Raw genomic sequence first — 15,714 nt, 5'->3', positions numbered from 1 at the left:
CTGTTGCGGTAAGTTTTGTGTGGGGCCCACCTGGGGGGGGGGGGGTTTTTGTGTGCCTGCCCCCCCCCGGGGGGGGGGGCCCGCTCCTGGGGCCGCGCCCCACGGCCAGGTGGTGCGGATGCCGGCAGTGGGGCACACGGCTTGTCGTACGGACCGGTCCGGGCGAGGACCCGGTCGCGGTCAGAACATGGTGTTGTCGTTGGCGCTCTTCTCGGGCACTTCCTGGATCACATCCCAGTGCTCGACGATCTTGCCGTCGGCCAGGCGCCAGAAGTCCGCGACGGCCATGCCCCGGTCACCGGGCCTGAGATGCAGGTTGCTGTGGGTGACCACCAGGTCCCCCTCGGCGACAGCCCGCTTGATGTCCAGACGAAGGTCGGGGAACTGGCCCCGCAGCCAGTGGACGTAACCGATGAACGCCTGCGGACTGTCCTGCGCCTCCGGGTTGTGCTGGATGTACGGAAGCCGATCACCACCGGGCCACCACCGCCGGGGCACCTTCACCGAGCGCCGGCACGAAGCCGGGAAGCGAGCCGTCCCACTGAGCGGGACTCAAAGCCTGCGGCACACATCGGGGGTGGCGAAGAAGCCCCTGGTCGCAGCGGTGCGAGCGAGACCTTCCCGGAGACGGGATTCACCTTCTGCACACTTCATTGATTGTACCGACCGTTGGGTCTATCTTTCCGGCAGCCCCACCCCCGGCGTCGCGCCGGGCATCCCCACCCCTGGACCAGAGCCGCACTCCGGTCCCCGCTCCCCTGGAAGGCCGCGATGCCCCAGACACAAGCCGCCGCTCCGCCGGCCCAGGAAAGATCCCTCTCCACCACGCGCAACGTCCTCGTGGTCGTCGCCCTCGTATGGACCGTCCAACTCGTCGCCCTGATGGCCGCCTTGTCCGGCATCGCACAGGCCGAGGTGGCGATCCACTTCCGGACCACGGACATCGCGTGGTTCACCCTGATGACCTTGCTGACCGGCACCTTCTTCCTGCCGTTCGCCGTAAAGGCCGCCGCGCTGTTCGGCAAGAAGAAGGTCCTGCTCGTCGCGACCGGACTCGGCTTCGTCGGTGACCTGATCGCCGCCGTCGCCACCGACTACCGCACCCTGCTGATCGGGCGCGGCATCGCGGGCGTCTACGCGGCCACCGCGCCCCTGGCCTACGCCATCACTCGTGACGTCTTCCCGCGCCGCTGGGTCGGACTGGCCAGCGGCATCCTCGCGGGCGGCGTCGGACTGGTCGCGTTCGGCGGACCGTTCCTCTCAGGCTGGCTCCTGGACGACTACGGCTTCCGCGGCGTGCTGTGGTTCATGGCCATCAGCACCGCGGTGAGCTTCACCCTGGTGGCCACCCTCGTGCCCGAGAGTCCGGTCCGCGAGAAAGGCGGCCGGATGGACTGGATCGGTGGACTCCTCCTCGGCGGAGCGATCACAGCGATCGTCTACGCCGTCGGCCAGGGCTCGCGCTGGGGCTGGAGCAGCGGGAAGTTCGCGGCGTACATGGTCGGGGCGGCACTTGCGCTGATCGCCTTCGTACTCGTCGAGCGGCGCGTCGCCGAGCCCCTGTTCCCGCTGACCATGACCCGGCGCCGCCAGGTGTGGACCGTGCTGCTGGCCACGTCCGTGGCGGCCGGTGCGCTCAGCGCCGTCGGCGTGGTGATCCAGATGCTGATCCTGATGCCGAAGATCCCGGGCGTCTCCGAGGGGCTGGGCTGGTCCGGCACCCACAACGCCATCGTCACCAGCCCCATCAGCGCCATGATCATCGTCTCGGCCGTCGGCACCGGTTGGCTGGCCCGCCGCCTCGACGCCCGCGTCCTGCTGGGGGCCGGCTCCGCCCTCACGGTCATCGGTTACGGCATCGGCACCCAACTGCACCACAGTGCCCAGCAGATCGTGGGCATGGGGCTGATCGCCGGGCTCGGCACGGGCATGGTCATGGCCATCGTGCCCATCATGATCATCGAGGCGGTCACCCCCGAGGAACAGGCCCTGGCCAACGGTGCCCAGACGCTGGGCCAAGGCGTCGCCCAGATCGTCGTGTCCCAGCTGGCGTTCGTGGTGATGGCCCAGCACGGAGCGATCATGCACGGCACTCAGTTCTACCTCGACTCCGGTTTCACCAACGGCCTGTGGCTGGTGGTCGGATGCTGTGCGGTGGGCGCCGTGCTCGTCGCCCTCATCCCCAGGAACAAACGCCTCGACGAGGTCGAGGTCGGCCAGGCGGTCTGACCCCGCACTCCCCCGGCGCCCCTCGCACGGGACCGGCTCCGATCGCTTCGTCCTTCGCACCCCTCCGGGTGGGGAGGACGGAGCGTGGAGCCGGTCCCGTGCCGTCTCCTGTTCCGGCGGGCGCGTACCCCGGCCCGCGCCGGTGCCACGCCCCCTGCGCTCACACAGCACGAAGGCCGGGCGTCCCGCCCGGCCCCGGTCCATCACCCTCCACACCACGACGTTACGGCGACACGCCCCCTCCACGTGTCGCCGCTCCGCCTACGCGTCCGCGGAACCCCCGGGCAGCGTGAACTGGTGCTGCAGGAACGCACCCGACCACGCCATCAGATCCGACGGCACGTAGTAGCCCTTCTCGTCGTTGACGGCATCCCAGTTCGCCGCGACGTCCTCGATGGTGGCGGGGCCGTCCTGCTGCACGTATCCCGGGGTCGAGGCGATGAAGAGGCGCGCGAAGCGGCCGGCGCCGGCCGTGTAGATCTCCCCGCTGACGGGGCAGCTCTCGTGGGCGAGATACGCCACCATCGGCGCGACCGCGTCGGACGGCATGTAGGGCTGGCCGGGGACGGCCTCGGTGGGCTCCTCCTCGGGGCCGCCGCCCATGCGGGTCATGGCTGCCGGCGCGATCAGGTTGACCTTGATGTTGTGCGGTTCGCCGGCCAGCTTCGCGCTGCGGGCGAGTCCGATCGTGCCGCCCTTGGCCGCCGCGTACGACAGGTTGTTGGGCAGTCCGAGCACACCGCTCGACGTCGTCAGCACGACCCGGCCGTAGTCCTGCTCCACGAAGTGCGGCCATGCGGCCCGCAGCGTGTTGAAGGAGCCGACGAGGTGCACCGCGAGGTGGCGCTCCAGGTTCTCCACGTCGATGTCGGGCAGACCCGCGTATCGGATGATCCCGGCGTTGTTGACGAGGATGTCGACGCGGCCGAAGCTCTCGAGCGCGGTGTCGATGACGGCCTGTCCGCCGGCGGCCGTGGAGACGTCGTTGGTGTCGGCCGCCGCCTCACCGCCCGCCGCGGTGATCTCCTCGGCGACCTTCCGGGCGGGGCTGACGTCCGCGCCGTCACCCTCCATGGACCCGCCCAGGTCGTTGACGACGACCTTCGCCCCACGCGCCGCCAGAAGGCGGGCATGGGCCCGGCCGATCCCCCGGCCGGCGCCGGTGACGACCGCGACGCGTCCTTCGAAACTGAACTCGCTCATGCCTGACTCCTGTTGTGCTGCGGGTGTGGATACGGACGCGGGCCCCACCCGTACGGAAGGGACCCGCGGTTCAACGGCCGGACGTCCCTGTCACCAGGTGACCGGCAGCTCGCCGATGCCGAAGGCGAGCGCGTCGGCCGGCCGGAACGAGAGTTCGTCGCGGTCGACCGCGAGGCGCAGGGTCGGGACGCGCCGGTAGAGGGTGCCGTAGACGACCTGGAGCTCGATCCGGGCGAGTTGCTGGCCCAGGCACTGGTGGATGCCCCAGCCGAAGGCGTGGTGGTGTGTCGCCTTGCGGGTGAGGTCGAGCTTCTCGGGCTCCGGGAAGGCCTCCGGGTCCCAGTTGCCGGCGGGCAGCGGGACGATGATGCCGTCGCCCGCCTTGATCTGCGCGCCCTCGAACTCGAAGTCCTCGGCGGCGATGCGCCGTTGTCCGAACGTCGCGACGGTCAGATAGCGCAGGATCTCCTCGACGGCGCCGGCCGCTTCCCGGGTGTCCTCCACCTGGCGCAGCCGTGCGATCTGGTCGGGGTTCTCCAGTAGCAGGGCGGTGCCCAGCGTGATCATGTTGGCGCTGGTCTCGTGGCCGGCGATCAGCAGGATCATGGAGAGCAGGGTGGCCTCGGGGAGGGTGAGATCGCCGTCCTGGATCCGCGCGGCGAAGTCCGAGAGGACGTCCTCGGCGGGCTCCTCCATCTTCTTCTGGAGCAGCCCGGCCAGATAGCCGCCCAGCGCCTGGTTGGCCGCGTTCTGCTGCTCGGCCGTCTTGTCGCTGCGGGTGGCGAAGGAGGCGTGCTCCTGGAAGAAGTCGTGGTCCTCGTAGGGCACTCCGAGCAGTGCGCAGATCATGAGTGAGGGCAGCGGCAGCGACAGCGCCGTCACCAGGTCCACCGGCTTGGGGCCGGCGAGCATCTTGTCGATGAGCTCGTCGGTGAATCGCTGGATGTCCGGCCGCAGCGCCTCCATCCGGGGGCGGGTGAACGGCCGGGTCATCATGCGGCGGATCCGCGTGTGGTCGGCGCCGTCCGCGTTGAAGATCGTGAGCGGGTGGTGATGGGCGGTCTCCGCCATGGCCTTGTTCGGGTACGGGAAGCCCGGCCGTTTGTCGTCCGAGCTGACCCGGGGGTCGGACAGGACGGCCCGCTGCGCCGCGTGCCCGGTCACGAGCCAGGGGGTGCTGCCGTCCCAGATGCGGGCCCTGGAGACGGGCCCCTCCTCGTTGAGGGCGCGCAGACCCGGCGGTGGGGCGAACGGGCACTTGGCGTCCCGGTCGTCCTGGTAGAAGTACGTGCTCTCGTCGGCGGTCTGCCGGACGGATCCCTCAGCCATGGTCGTCCTTCGGTGATGGGGTGGGGGGAAGGAGTGAGGTTCGAGACGGCTATTCCTCGATACGGATGGCCAGAGCGGGGCACACCGCGGCGGCGTTGCGGACGTCGTCGGCCAGTTCGGCCGGCGGGTTCGGGTCGAGCAGGACGACGATGCCGTCGTCCTCGCGCTGGTCGAACACGTCCATGGCGGCGGCCACGCACTGTCCTGCGGCTACGCACTTGTCCTCGTCGATGACGATCTTCATGGTGCTTCTCCTGGTGGTGACGGGGTGGGGGCGAAAGGGGCTCAGGGGGCGACGGCGAGGTCGTCGAGGATCTCCTGGCGGCGCAGCCGCGTCTGCTTGGGCATGTTCCAGCCGAGGACACCGGTGACGCGGCCCTCGCTGCGGTACCGGGCGACGAAGCGTCGTGCGGCCAACTCCCCTTCCACGATGTCCACTTCGGCGCCGGTCGGCAGGAAGCCGTGGACCTGGAGCTTGGCGTCGAACTGGTCGGTCCAGAAGTAGGGCAACGGGGTGTAGGGCTGCTCGTCGCCGAGGATGCCCGCCGCGACGGCGGCGGCCTGTTCGGTGACGTTGGTCCGGTTCTCCAGGCGGATGAGCCGGCCGAGGTGCTCGTGGTGCCAGCGGGCCACGTCGCCCACGGCGTAGATGCCCTCCTCGGCGCGGCAGCGGGAGTCGCAGACCACACCGTTGTCGAGTTCGAGGCCGCTGTCCGCGAGCCAGGCGGTGGTCGGGACGGCACCGATGGCGACCACCACGACATCGGCCGGCAGCTCCTCCCCGCTCGTCAGCCGTACCCCCGTGACCCGCCCCGCCTCGGAGGTGAATCCCTCGACACCGCTGCCCAGCCGCAGCCGTACCCCGCGTTCGGTGTGGAGCTCGCCCAGGGCGCCGGAGACCAGCGGTCCGACCTGGAGGGCCATCGGCGCCGCCAGCGGGCCGGTGAGGGTGACGTCCAGGCCGAGGGTGCGGGCGGTGGCGGCGATCTCGGAGCCGAGCACGCCTTCGCCGACGACCACGACGCGAGAGGCGCCGAGCAGTTCCTTGCGCAGGGTCAGGGAGTCGTCGACGGTGCGCAGGACGTGTACGCCGGACAGGCCCTCCTGGCCGGGCAGGGTCCGCGGCCGTACTCCCGTGGCGATCACGACGGCGTCGGCGCGCAGCTCACGTCCGGAGCCGGTGCGCACCGTCCGGGTCGCGGTGTCCAGGGAGACCGCCGGGTCGCCGAGGACGAACTCCGCGTCCAGAGCGTCGAGCATGTCCTGTGTGCGCAGGGCGGCGCGGTCCGGTTCCCAGGCCCCGGAGAGCACCTGCTTGGACAGCGGCGGGCGGTCGTAGGGCGCGTGCGGCTCGTCGCCGAGGACCGTGATGCGGCCTTCGTAGCCCTTGCGGCGCAGGGCCTCCGCGGTGGTCAGTCCGGACGCGGAGGCGCCCACTACCAGGACGTGGGCGGGGGCCCTGACGTCGTCCTCGATGCTCATGCTCGGCTCCAGTGGGGCGTTGGTGCGTGGTTCGGTGCGTGGCGGGCGGGGGTCAGTAGAAGTAGCGGCCGCCGTTGACGCTGATCGTCTGGCCGGTCACATAGCCGGCTTCCTCGGAGGCGAGGTAGGCGACCGCGTGGGCGATGTCCGCCGGTGAGCCGGCCCGCTTCATGGGCATGGTGGCCGCGGCGGCGTCCACGTCGACGGGGCCCTGGCGCACCAGCGGGGTGTCGATGAACCCCGGTGGGACGTGGTTCACGGTGATGCCCTGGCCTATGTATTCGAGCGCCAGCGCTCTGGTGAGGCCGATGACGCCGCCCTTCGAGGAGGCGTAGTGCGCCATGGCGGGTGCGCCGGTCTGGGCGGACGACGAGGAGATGTTGACGATGCGGCCCCAGCCCGCCTCGATCATGTCGGGGATGAGCTGCTGGGTGACCAGGAACGGGCCCTTGAGATTGATCCCGATCATGCGGTCCCAGGCCGCCTCGCTGATGCTGGTGAAGGGTTCGTAGGCGGTCGTCCCGGCGTTGTTGACGAGGATCGTGACGGGCCCGAGTTCGTCGCGGGTGCGTGCGGCGGAGCGTGCCACGGCCGCGGCGTCGGCGGCGTCACCACCCACCGCGATGGCCTTGCCGCCTGCCTCGTGGATCTCGGCGACGGTCTTCTCGGCGCCCTCGGTGTTCAGGTCCCAGACCGCCACCGCGGCCCCCTTCGCCGCGAGGACGGTCGCGATCCCGCGTCCGATGCCCCGCGCGCCGCCCGTGACGACCGCGACCTTTCCCTGCAGTGACATGTGTGCTCCTCGTGTGCTCGTGGTGTGCGGGTGCCGGCGACTGAAACCCCGACCGGGTACCGGCGGCTGACACCCCGGCCGGTGGCGGTGGTCAGCTCTCCAGGGCCTCGCGTGCGGCGGTGCGGGCCGCGACCGCGCGCGGGAACCCGGTGTAGCCGCTGGAGTGGTAGATGACCTCGGCGATCTCGTCCTGGGTCAGCCCGTTCGTCAGCGCGATGCGGACGTGGGTCTTGAGTTCCGTCTCCGCGCCGAGGGCGATGAGGATGCCGAGGGTGACCAGGCTGCGGTCACGCGGGGCGAGTCCTTCGCGGCCCCACAGCGCCCCCCACACGCTGGTGAGGCCGATGTCCACGAGGTCCTCCCCGAGGCGGCCGTCCCGCAGGTCGATGTCCTGCTCGGGGAACACGCCCGGCAGGGCGGCCCGCATGGCCTTCCAGCCCGCGGCCCGCAGATCAGTGGCTTCTTCGACACTTCTGTCACTCATGGCTGACTCCCGTTGCGCGTCGTCGCGTCCCTGAGCGAAAGTTAGACCAGACGGTCGGTACAATCAATGTCTCGGATGAGATTCGCATCCATTGAACGAATCCGACCTCTCCTCTACTCTCAGCCTCATTATTCGACTGACCGGTCGACTTAACAATCCAGGCTCACGCGGGAGAGCACATGAGCGAAACCACGAAGGCCGGCCCGGCGGACCAGGGCCTCAATAACCACGGCGGCCTTGTCGACGTGCTGGTCATCGGAGCCGGCGTCACCGGCATCTACCAGCTCTACCGGGCCCAGGACGCCGGATTCTCGGTACGCCTCCTGGAGGCGGGCAGCGGCGTCGGCGGCACCTGGTACTGGAACCGTTACCCCGAAGCGCGCTTCGACTCCGAGAGCTACACCTACGGCTACCTGTTCTCCAAGGAACTGTGGGAGGAGTGGGAGTGGTCGGAGCAGTTCGCCGGCCAGCCCGAGATCGAGCGGTACTTCAACTACGTGGTCGACCGGTTCGACCTGCGCCGGCACATCGTGTTCGGCGCGAAGGTGGCCTCGGCCGTGTGGGACGAGACCTCCGGCACCTGGACGGTGCGCACCGAGGACGGCACCGAGCACCGGGCGCGCCACGTCGCCGCCGCCACCGGCATCCTCTCCGTACCGTTCGTCCCCGACATCCCCGGCCGCGAGGAGTTCCGCGGCGAACAGCATCACACCGGCCGCTGGCCCAAGACGCCCGTGGACTTCGCCGGCAAGCGGGTGGCCCAGATCGGCACCGGCTCCAGCGGCGTCCAGATCGTGCCCGCGATCGCCGACGAGGTCGCGCAGCTGACGGTGTACCAGAAGGTGGCCGACTGGCTGACGCCGCTCAACAACCGGCCCATCACCCCCGAGGAACAGGCCGACCTCAAGGGGAGTTTCGAGTCCATCCGGGACACCCTCAACACCTCGCCCAGCGGCTTCCTCCACCAGATCACCATGCGGTCGGGCCTGGAGGACACCCCGGAGCAACGCCAGGAGTTCTACGAGCAGAAGTGGAACAGCCCCGGCTTCACCAAGCTCTCCGAGCACTACTACGACATGACCACGAACCCCACGGTCAACGAGGAGTTCTGCGCGTTCATCGCCGCCAAGATCCGCTCCATCGTCAAGGACCCGGCGACGGCGGAGAAGCTGATCCCCAAGGGCCACGGCTACGGCGGCCGCCGCCCTCCGTTCGGCACCGGCTACTACGAGGCGTACAACAAGCCCACCGTCGAGCTCGTCGACATCAACGAGACGCCGATCGTGCGGATCACCGAGACCGGGATCGAGACCTCCGAGGGTCACCAGGACTTCGACATCATCATCTGGGCGACCGGCTACGACTTCGGCACCGGGGCCCTCAACCGGCTCGGAGTGCGGGGCCGGCAGGGTCTCCCACTGAAGGAGTACTGGGCGGACGGCCCCTCCACCTACCTGGGCGTCGTCACCGCCGGGTTCCCCAACCTGTACTTCCCCGGCGGCCCGCACGGCGCCCTCGGCAACAACCCGCGCTACTCCGGCGACCAGGTCGACTACGTCATGGACCTGCTCGTCCACGCCCGCGACCACGGCCATGCGGTCGTCGAGGTGACGGCCGCCGCCGAGCAGGAGTGGACGGACCTCGTCAACGCGAGCGAGGCCCAGCTCTCCTTCAACAAGAGCAGCTACTTCTACGGCGCGAACATCCCCGGCAAGGCGGTCAAGCAGCTGCTGAACCCGCTGGGACGCTGGAAGCTCCAGGAGCTGATCAAGGAGTCGGTCGAGAACGACTTCCCGGCCTTCGCCTTCTCCAAGGCGCAGGACAGCACCGACGAACCGGCCACGGCCTGACCGCACGGAACGTCCGTACCGCGGGAGCGGTACGGACGTTCCGTGTTTCGGCGGCCCGTTACGGCAGGAACGTGGTGATCCTGCGCCGGAACCTCCACACACCGTCGTGGCGGAGCAGCGTGTCGTCGTAGCGACCGACCAGCTGCACCGCCCACCCCGCCTCGCCCCGCTGGAAGAAGGCGAGGTTGCTCACGGCCGTGGCCTCGTCCTCGGAGACCGCGGTGACGACCGTGTTGGCCGTCAGGTGCAGCTGCGGCTGCGCGGGGGCGAAGGCGGCGTAGCCCTCGCGGATCGCGTCCCGACCCTCGAAGGTGGCGACGCCGGCGATCTCGGCGACGCCGTCGGGGGTGAACAGCTCGGCGATGTCGTCCGTGTGACCGGAGTCCAGGGCCTGCGCGTAGGCGCCGATGGCGGCCAGCACACCGGCCGCGACCGCGGCTTCGGCATCGGCCTGGGCGTCGAAGGAAGTGGTGCTCATCTCACTCCAAGGTGGAAGGGGCGGCGGACGGTCAGACCTGGTACGTCGTCGTGCGGCGCGACAGCAGCCAGGTGCCGTCGACCCGGCGCAGTGTGTCGTCGTAGTGCCCGGTGACCTGCACGCTCCAGCCCGACTCACCGCGCTGGAGGAAGGCCACGTCGCTCGCCGCCGTTGCCTCGTCGAGGTCGGCGGAGGTCACGACCGTGTTCGTCACCAGGTGCAGCTGGGGCTGCGTCGGCTCCCACCCCTTGAAGGCGGCACGCAGCGCGTCGTGGCCTTGGATGGGGTCGGTCCCCGGCAGCTCCAGCACCGCGTCGGACGTGTACAGCGCGACGATCTCGTCGGTGCGGCCGGCGTCCTGGGCCTGGGTGTGTGCTCCGATCACGGCGCGCACGCCCGCCGCGACCCACGCCTGTGTGGATTCGCTCATCGTCTCTCCAAGTGGTAGGTGTTTCGACCGCTCAGTCTATTGATCTGGGCGGGTAATATGAAGGCCCAAATCTCAAGCAGTCAGACTTGTTGACCGAGCGGTACATTAGAAATAGCATGCGGACGACTGTCGACGGGGACCGTCGTCTAAGGAGGCGTTTATCGTGACGAAGCGTTGGAAGCAGCGGCCGCCGGGTTCGACCTGGGGCGACTTCGGTGAGGACGACGAGCTGGGGCGTATCAACCTGCTCACGGCCGAGAAGGTCCTTCAGGGAGTGCGGGAGGTCGAGCACGGGGTCACCTTCAGCCTGAGCCTGCCGCTCGACTATCCGGGCGGCACCTCGCTGAACCAGCGCCGCTACCCGCCGATCCTGCGGCCCACCGAGGACCTCCAGCACAAGCAGGACGTCTTCTACAACATCAAGGCGAGCGAGCACTTCTCGCCCGACCTGATCGACGTGTGGTCGGACGACGTGGTCACCCTGTGGCTGCAGTACTCGACCCAGTGGGACGCCCTCGCCCACCAGGGCGCCGAGTTCGACGCCGACGGCGACGGCGTCGCCGAGGCGGTCTACTACAACGGCTACCGGCCCGGCGCCGACCTCGTCGGACCGGAGGACGACGCCAAGGGCGACGGCAGCGGGAGCCTCAGCTTCGCCCGCCACCTCGGCCTGGAGCACATGGCGCAGCACGGCGTCCAGGGCCGCGGTGTCCTCATCGACATCGCCCACCACCTGGGCACCGGCTATCAGGCGGTCAACTTCCAGCAGCTTCAGGAGATCATGGCGGCGGACAACGTCGTGGTCGAGCCCGGCGACATCCTCCTGCTGCACACGGGCTTCGCCACCCAGATCCTCGCCTGGCAGAAGAACCCCGACCCCGTGGCGATCCACCAGACCGCGGCCTACCTCGACGCGGACGACCCGAAACTGCTCGAATGGATCGCCGAGTCGCAGATCTCCGCGATCGCCTCGGACAACTACGCGATCGAGGGCGTGGGCGTCACCCAGGCCCAGGGCCCGCACACGCTGCTTCCGCTGCACCACCTGTGCCTGTTCAAGCTCGGTGTCCCGATGGGCGAGCTGTGGTACCTGCACGACCTGGCGGCCTGGCTGCGCGAGCACAACCGCAGCCGCTTCCTGCTCACCGCTCCCCCGCTGAACCTGCCCGGCACCCAGGGCAGCCCGCTCACTCCGGTCGCGACCGTCTGACGGACGGGCGGGACCGGACCCGCCGCCGGCCCGGAAGGGTCCTGCCGATCACGCGGGCCGGCGGCGGAACCACACAGAGGATGCCCCAGGACCAGGTCCTGGGGCATCTCTTCGTCATAGGGCGCCGCGTGCGGTGGGCGCGCTCCTCGGGCGCGCCCACCGGGGGGTCACACCGCCGCGATGCGGCGCAGCGTGTCGGCGATGGTGTCGCGCGAGGGCAGCCACACCCGTTCCAGGGAGGGCGCGTACGGGGCGGGAACCGGGGGCGCCGCGACCCGGGTGACAGGTGCGTCCAGGTGCCAGAAGCCCTCGTCGACAGCGAGAGCGGACAGTTCGGCGCCGACGCCGAAGTCCCGTACGGCCTCGTGCGCGATGACCAGGCGGTTGGTCTTGGCGAGGGAGGCGAGCACCGTCTCCCGGTCCAGCGGGGCGATGGTGCGCAGGTCGACGACCTCCACGCTCACGCCGTCCGCGGCCAGCACCTCGGCGGCGGCCAGGGCGTCTTGCACCATCCGCGACCAGGAGACGAGCGTGACGTCGGTGCCCTCGCGAACCACCTTCGCCTTGCCGAGCGGGACCGTGTGGTCGGACGGCGGCTTGGGACCCTTGAACCCGTACTGGAGACGGTTCTCGATGAACACCACCGGGTTGGGGTCCTGGATGGCCGCTCGCAGCAGGCCGTAGGTGTCGGCCGGGTTGGACGGCATCACGACGGTCAGCCCGGGGATGTGGGCGAGCAGCGCCTCCAGGCTCTGCGAGTGCTGGCTGCCGGAGGAACGCCCCGCGCCGAACTGGGTGCGCACCACGAGCGGCATGGACGCCCGTCCGCCGGTCATGAAGCGCAGCTTGGCGGCCTGGTTGAGCAGCATGTCCAGGGCTACGCCGATGAAGTCCATGTACATGATCTCGACGACCGGCTTCATCCCGGCCATGGCCGCCCCCACCGCCGTACCGAGGATCGCGCTCTCACTGATCGGCGTGTCCCGCACCCGGCCCGGAAACGCCTGCGCGAGCCCCCGGGTGAGGCCGAAGACATTGCCGCCCGCGCCGACGTCGATACCGGCGACGAACACGGACGGATCGGCCGTCAACTCGTGCTCCAGGGCCAGTCGTACGGCGTCCATGGAGCGGAAGATCTCACCGCCGGCGGCGGGAGTCGCGGGCTCGGGGAGGGCGGGACGGGGAGCGGAGACGAAGTCGTACAGCGTCTCCGGGGCGGGCTCGGGCAGGCTCCTGGCCCAGTGGACCGCCGCCTCGATCTCCTTGTCGATCTCCTCGTCGACGGCGTCGGCGAGCGCGGCCGGGACGCCCGCGTCGGCCAGGTGCCGTCGGGCGATGACCAGCGGGTCGCGCTCCTTGGCGGCGGCGACCTCCTCGGGGGCGCGGTACCGCTCGGGGTCGCCCTCGTAGTGGCCGTGCCAGCGGTAGGTTTCCGCCTCGACCAGCACCGGGCCGCCGCCCGCCCGCAACCGCGCCACCACGTCGGTCATCATCCCGGCCATCGCGAGCACGTCGTTGCCGTCGACGTGCGCGTACCCGATGCCGTATCCCGCCGCCCGGGCGGACAGGCCGGCCCGGTGCTGCTCGGCGGCGGGCGAGAACTCCGAGTAGTGGTTGTTCTCGCACAGGAAGACGACCGGCAGATCCCATACGGCGGCCAGGTTGACGGCCTCGTGGAACATCCCCTGGGCGACCGCGCCGTCCCCGAAGAACGCCACGACGACGTCGCCCGCTTCGCGGAGTTTCGCCGCGGTCGCCACCCCGGCGGCGATCGGCAGTCCGGCGCCGACGATGCCGTTGGCGCCGTAGATGCCGAGACCCGGGTCGGCGATGTGCATCGAGCCGCCCCGTCCGTGGCAGGTGCCGGCCTCCTTGCCCATCAGCTCGGCCATCATCGACGCCGAGTCCAGGCCCTTCGCCAGCACATGGCCGTGGCCACGGTGGGTGGAGGTGATGCCGTCGCTCGGGCCGAGCGGCCAGCACGCGCCCACGGCGGAGGCCTCCTGACCGATCGACAGATGAAGGAAGCCGGGAATCTCCGTCGCCTTGTACAACTCGGACGCCCGCTCCTCGAACCGTCGGATGCGACGCATCCGCCGGTACATCTCCAGGAGCTGGTCCGCGTGCCCGGATCCGGTCGGGATCTGCTGCGGTGCCTCAGTCGTCATGCGCGTCCTCGCAATGCTCGCGCGGTCGGCACATCGCCGCACCGCCTGAGTCGTACTTTTAATGTACCGTCTGGTCTAGCAAACTGATTGCAGCACAACGAGAAAAAGGCCACAACGCGCTGACACATCGGCTTATCGGGCGGGGAGAAAAACAATGCCCAGACCACCGGGCCACGGACCTGGCTTCGAGGTCAGACGCCAGAAGATCATCGACACCGCCGCGGAGCTGTTCGCGCGCCAGGGCTACGCGGCGACCTCCGTCAACGATCTGGGCCGTGCGGTCGGGCTCGCCAAGGGGGCGCTGTACTACTACATCGACTCGAAGGAGAACCTGCTGATCGAGATCCAGTCCCGGGTAATGACCCCCCTGCTCTCCCGGGCCCGGGAGATCGCCGCGCTCGAATCCCCGCCGCTGGTCCGGCTCCGTCTGCTCTCGGAGTCGCTGCTCACGATCATCTTCCGCAGGCTGGACCACATCCGGGTGTACGAGCACGACTACCGCAACCTCACCGGCGTCCCGCTCAGGGCCCTGCTGGACCAGCGCGCCGCGTTCGAGCGGGTGGTCACGAGTCTGCTCACGGAGGCGATCGAGCAGGGCGACTGCCGCGCGACCGATCCCCGCCTGGTCACGCTGCAGTTCCTCAACCTGCACAACCACACCTATCAGTGGGCGAAGCCAGGGGGCCGGTGGGACGCCGCCCGGCTGTCGCGGGAGTACTGCCACACCCTGCTGCTCGGGTTCGGCGCACCCGGCGCCACCCTGCCGGACGTGGAAGAGGCGGCGAAGGCGTTCAAGCGCGCCCACCCCCGTCTGCCGCTCGATCCCGAGGCCCCGTGGCCACCGGTCTCACTGGCGAGTTGACTCCGGGGCCCGCGGCGTACCCCGCGGGCCCCTTCGCCGCTCAGACCTGCTTCACCAGCGCCCGCGCGATGACGTCACGCTGGATCTCGTTCGTCCCTTCGCCGATCTCCAGGATCTTGGCGTCGGCGTAGAACCGCGAGATCTCCGACTCCCGCACATAGCCGTAGCCGCCGTGGATCTGCACCGCCTGGGAGGCGGCGCGGTGGGCGACCTCGGAGGCGTACAGCTTCGCCATGGCCGCCTCCTTGCTGTACGGGCGGCCCTGGTCGGCGAGCCAGGCGGCGCGGTAGACCATCCAGCGGGCCGCCTCGAACTCCGTGCCGATGTCAGCGATCTTGTGCGCCACCGCCTGGAAGGACGACAGCGGCCGACCGAACTGGTGCCGCTCGGTGGCGTGTTTGACGGCCAGTGCGAGCGCCGCCTTCGCCAGGGACATGCCGAGAGCCGCCACGCTGATGCGGCCCTTGTCCAGGACGGAGAGGAACTGGCGCAGCCCGCCCCCCTCCTCGCCGATGAGATGGTCGTCGGGGATCCAGCAGTCGTCGAAGACGAGTTCCCGGGTGTCCATGGCGTGCCAGCCGAGCTTCTTCAGCTTCGCCCCGCAGCCGTAGCCGGGGGTGCCGGTCGGGACGTAGAAGGTGGCGAACCGTTTCCGCCCGTCCTCGTCCCTGCCCGTGGTGGCCAGCAGGGTGACGCCCTGGCTGATGTCGGTGCCGGCGTTGGTGATGAACATCTTGGTGCCGTTGAGCACCCAACCGCCGTCCCGGCGCTGGGCGGTGGTGGTGATGCCCGCCGCGTCGGACCCGGCGCCGGGCTCGGTCAGCCCGAACGCCCCGATGGCCTCGCCCCGGGCGAGCGGGGCCAGCCAGCGCTGCTTCTGCGCCTCGGTGCCGTAGGTGAGCAGCGGCAGGGTGGCGATGGTGGAATGCGCGTTCCAGGAGGAGGCCACCGACTGGTCGGCGGCCCCGAGTTCCTCCATCACGGCCACGTAGGAGACGGTGTCGGAGCCCGCACCCCCGTACTCCTCGGGCACCAGCATGCCCATCAGGCCGAGGTCGCCGAGCTTGGTGAAGATGTGCGTCGGGAACACCTCGTTCTCCGACCACTCGGCCGCGTTCGGGGTGATCTCCTTGGCCGCGAACTCGCGGACCATGTCCTGCAGGTCCCGCGTCTCCTCAGGCAGGTCGAAATCCATG

At 69.9% G+C, this 15,714-nt stretch carries 15 protein-coding genes; 4 read left to right on the top strand and 11 right to left on the bottom strand.

All coding sequences use genetic code 11. The features are described from left to right. Positions 1-180 precede the first annotated feature (180 nt). Positions 181-504 (bottom strand): nuclear transport factor 2 family protein, encoded by a 324-nt coding sequence (locus tag ACIHIX_RS44500; protein ID WP_399966340.1) that lies wholly within the window; start codon positions 502-504, stop codon positions 181-183. Between the two features lie 267 nt (positions 505-771). On the opposite strand from ACIHIX_RS44500, the gene ACIHIX_RS44495 reads away from it, so the two are divergent. Next, the gene (locus tag ACIHIX_RS44495; protein ID WP_399966338.1) at positions 772-2,229 is read left to right on the top strand and encodes an MFS transporter; all 1,458 of its coding nucleotides are present in this window, start codon (positions 772-774) and stop codon (positions 2,227-2,229) included. Positions 2,230-2,490: 261 nt separating this feature from the next. Here ACIHIX_RS44495 and ACIHIX_RS44490 read toward each other — a convergent pair whose 3' ends face one another. From ACIHIX_RS44490 to ACIHIX_RS44465, 6 genes are all read right to left on the bottom strand, one after another. Further along, positions 2,491-3,432: an SDR family NAD(P)-dependent oxidoreductase gene (locus ACIHIX_RS44490; protein WP_399966336.1), complete on the bottom strand. Its 942-nt coding sequence runs from the start codon at positions 3,430-3,432 to the stop codon at positions 2,491-2,493. 90 nt (positions 3,433-3,522) lie between these two features. Continuing rightward, the gene (locus ACIHIX_RS44485) at positions 3,523-4,761 is read right to left on the bottom strand and encodes a cytochrome P450 (RefSeq protein ID WP_399966334.1); all 1,239 of its coding nucleotides are present in this window, start codon (positions 4,759-4,761) and stop codon (positions 3,523-3,525) included. A 49-nt stretch (positions 4,762-4,810) separates the two neighbouring features. Beyond that, positions 4,811-5,005 (bottom strand): ferredoxin, encoded by a 195-nt coding sequence (locus ACIHIX_RS44480; protein ID WP_399966333.1) that lies wholly within the window; start codon positions 5,003-5,005, stop codon positions 4,811-4,813. A gap of 41 nt (positions 5,006-5,046) precedes the next feature. Further along, positions 5,047-6,243: an NAD(P)/FAD-dependent oxidoreductase gene (locus tag ACIHIX_RS44475; RefSeq protein WP_399966332.1), complete on the bottom strand. Its 1,197-nt coding sequence runs from the start codon at positions 6,241-6,243 to the stop codon at positions 5,047-5,049. A gap of 52 nt (positions 6,244-6,295) precedes the next feature. Then, the gene (locus ACIHIX_RS44470; RefSeq protein ID WP_399966331.1) at positions 6,296-7,036 is read right to left on the bottom strand and encodes an SDR family NAD(P)-dependent oxidoreductase; all 741 of its coding nucleotides are present in this window, start codon (positions 7,034-7,036) and stop codon (positions 6,296-6,298) included. Between the two features lie 91 nt (positions 7,037-7,127). Then, the gene (locus ACIHIX_RS44465; protein WP_399966330.1) at positions 7,128-7,520 is read right to left on the bottom strand and encodes a carboxymuconolactone decarboxylase family protein; all 393 of its coding nucleotides are present in this window, start codon (positions 7,518-7,520) and stop codon (positions 7,128-7,130) included. A 179-nt stretch (positions 7,521-7,699) separates the two neighbouring features. Here ACIHIX_RS44465 and ACIHIX_RS44460 point away from each other — a divergent pair, with 179 nt between their 5' ends. Then, a complete protein-coding gene (locus ACIHIX_RS44460; RefSeq protein ID WP_399966329.1) occupies positions 7,700-9,370 on the top strand; it encodes a flavin-containing monooxygenase in 1,671 nt (556 codons plus the stop codon). 58 nt (positions 9,371-9,428) lie between these two features. Here ACIHIX_RS44460 and ACIHIX_RS44455 read toward each other — a convergent pair whose 3' ends face one another. Both ACIHIX_RS44455 and ACIHIX_RS44450 read right to left on the bottom strand, forming a co-directional pair. Further along, positions 9,429-9,848 (bottom strand): nuclear transport factor 2 family protein, encoded by a 420-nt coding sequence (locus tag ACIHIX_RS44455; RefSeq protein ID WP_399966327.1) that lies wholly within the window; start codon positions 9,846-9,848, stop codon positions 9,429-9,431. A gap of 31 nt (positions 9,849-9,879) precedes the next feature. Next, entirely contained in the window at positions 9,880-10,278 is a 399-nt protein-coding gene (locus ACIHIX_RS44450) for a YybH family protein (RefSeq protein WP_399966326.1), read from the bottom strand. A gap of 163 nt (positions 10,279-10,441) precedes the next feature. On the opposite strand from ACIHIX_RS44450, the gene ACIHIX_RS44445 reads away from it, so the two are divergent. Next, positions 10,442-11,488 carry a cyclase family protein gene (locus ACIHIX_RS44445; protein ID WP_399966324.1) on the top strand — a complete coding sequence of 349 codons (1,047 nt, stop codon included), beginning with the start codon at positions 10,442-10,444 and terminating at the stop codon, positions 11,486-11,488. A 167-nt stretch (positions 11,489-11,655) separates the two neighbouring features. On the opposite strand, the gene ACIHIX_RS44440 is transcribed toward ACIHIX_RS44445, so the two are convergent. After that, the gene (locus ACIHIX_RS44440) at positions 11,656-13,656 is read right to left on the bottom strand and encodes a pyruvate dehydrogenase complex E1 component subunit beta (RefSeq protein WP_399966323.1); all 2,001 of its coding nucleotides are present in this window, start codon (positions 13,654-13,656) and stop codon (positions 11,656-11,658) included. 154 nt (positions 13,657-13,810) lie between these two features. On the opposite strand from ACIHIX_RS44440, the gene ACIHIX_RS44435 reads away from it, so the two are divergent. Beyond that, positions 13,811-14,518, top strand: a complete 708-nt coding sequence (locus ACIHIX_RS44435) for a TetR/AcrR family transcriptional regulator (protein ID WP_399966322.1) — start codon at positions 13,811-13,813, stop codon at positions 14,516-14,518. Between the two features lie 40 nt (positions 14,519-14,558). Here ACIHIX_RS44435 and ACIHIX_RS44430 read toward each other — a convergent pair whose 3' ends face one another. Continuing rightward, on the bottom strand, positions 14,559-15,713 hold the full coding sequence (locus tag ACIHIX_RS44430; protein ID WP_399966321.1) for an acyl-CoA dehydrogenase family protein: 1,155 nt from the start codon (positions 15,711-15,713) through the stop codon (positions 14,559-14,561). Position 15,714: the final 1 nt, after the last annotated feature.

Origin of the sequence: Streptomyces sp. NPDC051913 (genome assembly GCF_044593635.1) — a bacterium.
Lineage (GTDB): Bacteria > Actinomycetota > Actinomycetes > Streptomycetales > Streptomycetaceae > Streptomyces.
Note: the sequence above shows the minus strand (reverse complement) of the source record. Positions and strands in the feature narration are given on the sequence as shown.

Excerpts from the sequence above, each read along its gene's own strand:
- ACIHIX_RS44495 (WP_399966338.1), top strand. The coding sequence starts at position 772 with ATGCCCCAGACACAAGCCGCCGCTCCGCCGGCCCAGGAAAGATCCCTC.
- ACIHIX_RS44490 (WP_399966336.1), bottom strand. The coding sequence starts at position 3,432 with ATGAGCGAGTTCAGTTTCGAAGGACGCGTCGCGGTCGTCACCGGCGCC.
- ACIHIX_RS44485 (WP_399966334.1), bottom strand. The coding sequence starts at position 4,761 with ATGGCTGAGGGATCCGTCCGGCAGACCGCCGACGAGAGCACGTACTTC.
- ACIHIX_RS44480 (WP_399966333.1), bottom strand. The coding sequence starts at position 5,005 with ATGAAGATCGTCATCGACGAGGACAAGTGCGTAGCCGCAGGACAGTGC.
- ACIHIX_RS44475 (WP_399966332.1), bottom strand. The coding sequence starts at position 6,243 with ATGAGCATCGAGGACGACGTCAGGGCCCCCGCCCACGTCCTGGTAGTG.
- ACIHIX_RS44470 (WP_399966331.1), bottom strand. The coding sequence starts at position 7,036 with ATGTCACTGCAGGGAAAGGTCGCGGTCGTCACGGGCGGCGCGCGGGGC.
- ACIHIX_RS44465 (WP_399966330.1), bottom strand. The coding sequence starts at position 7,520 with ATGAGTGACAGAAGTGTCGAAGAAGCCACTGATCTGCGGGCCGCGGGC.
- ACIHIX_RS44460 (WP_399966329.1), top strand. The coding sequence starts at position 7,700 with ATGAGCGAAACCACGAAGGCCGGCCCGGCGGACCAGGGCCTCAATAAC.
- ACIHIX_RS44455 (WP_399966327.1), bottom strand. The coding sequence starts at position 9,848 with ATGAGCACCACTTCCTTCGACGCCCAGGCCGATGCCGAAGCCGCGGTC.
- ACIHIX_RS44450 (WP_399966326.1), bottom strand. The coding sequence starts at position 10,278 with ATGAGCGAATCCACACAGGCGTGGGTCGCGGCGGGCGTGCGCGCCGTG.
- ACIHIX_RS44440 (WP_399966323.1), bottom strand. The coding sequence starts at position 13,656 with ATGACGACTGAGGCACCGCAGCAGATCCCGACCGGATCCGGGCACGCG.
- ACIHIX_RS44435 (WP_399966322.1), top strand. The coding sequence starts at position 13,811 with ATGCCCAGACCACCGGGCCACGGACCTGGCTTCGAGGTCAGACGCCAG.
- ACIHIX_RS44430 (WP_399966321.1), bottom strand. The coding sequence starts at position 15,713 with ATGGATTTCGACCTGCCTGAGGAGACGCGGGACCTGCAGGACATGGTC.